This is a genomic window from Catenibacterium sp. GCM10023432 (assembly GCF_042651925.1).
Classification (GTDB): domain Bacteria; phylum Bacillota_I; class Bacilli_A; order Erysipelotrichales; family Coprobacillaceae; genus Catenibacterium; species Catenibacterium mitsuoka.
Map to the genome: position 1 here is coordinate 1 of NZ_JBHSEB010000115.1, position 544 is coordinate 544.

A 544-nucleotide genomic window follows, 5' to 3' on the forward strand; every position below is an offset into this window, starting at 1 on the left:
TAAGAAAGCTCATAGATAATATTGATGATGGTTCTCATGATATGACATATGATGAAGTCGTAGAAAGACTTGGTACACCCAAGGAAATTATTATTAGTTACTATGAGCAGGAAGATATGGATCGTCTGATTGAAAAAGCAAAGGTAAGAAGATTATTAAAGAATTTCTTATCAGTTGCGCTTGCTGTATTATTAGTATTCTTATGCTATAAAGCATATATTTACCAAAAGACTTTTGAAGAGGTAAGAGATTCAAAAGGTGGATATTTTGAAGAAACAATTGAAATCAAATAAGGAGAATGAACATGATAAAAAAAATAATCACCATTTTATGTATTTCTTTTCTAGCATTTTCTCACTCTGTCTTAAATGCATCTGCTTTTGAAGCAAATCCAACTAGGATAGAATTAGAAAATGGATATTACTTAGAAACTGTTATTACCATAAATCCTACGCAAGCAAGATCTTCTATTAGAAGTGGCACAAAAACTGCAACTTATAAAGATATCAATGGAAAAGCTCTATGGTCTATTACTGTTAATGGG

Annotated in this window: 2 protein-coding genes; both read left to right on the plus strand. The window is 30.5% G+C overall.

Annotation, left to right across the window (positions count from 1 at the left end; all coding sequences use genetic code 11):
- Positions 1-293, plus strand: a 293-nt coding sequence (locus ACFOZZ_RS13200) for a DUF6120 family protein (RefSeq protein WP_376815418.1), incomplete at its 5' end; no start/stop codon positions are given.
- 11 nt (positions 294-304) lie between these two features.
- Positions 305-544, plus strand: a 240-nt coding sequence (locus tag ACFOZZ_RS13205; protein WP_376815419.1) for a hypothetical protein, incomplete at its 3' end; no start/stop codon positions are given.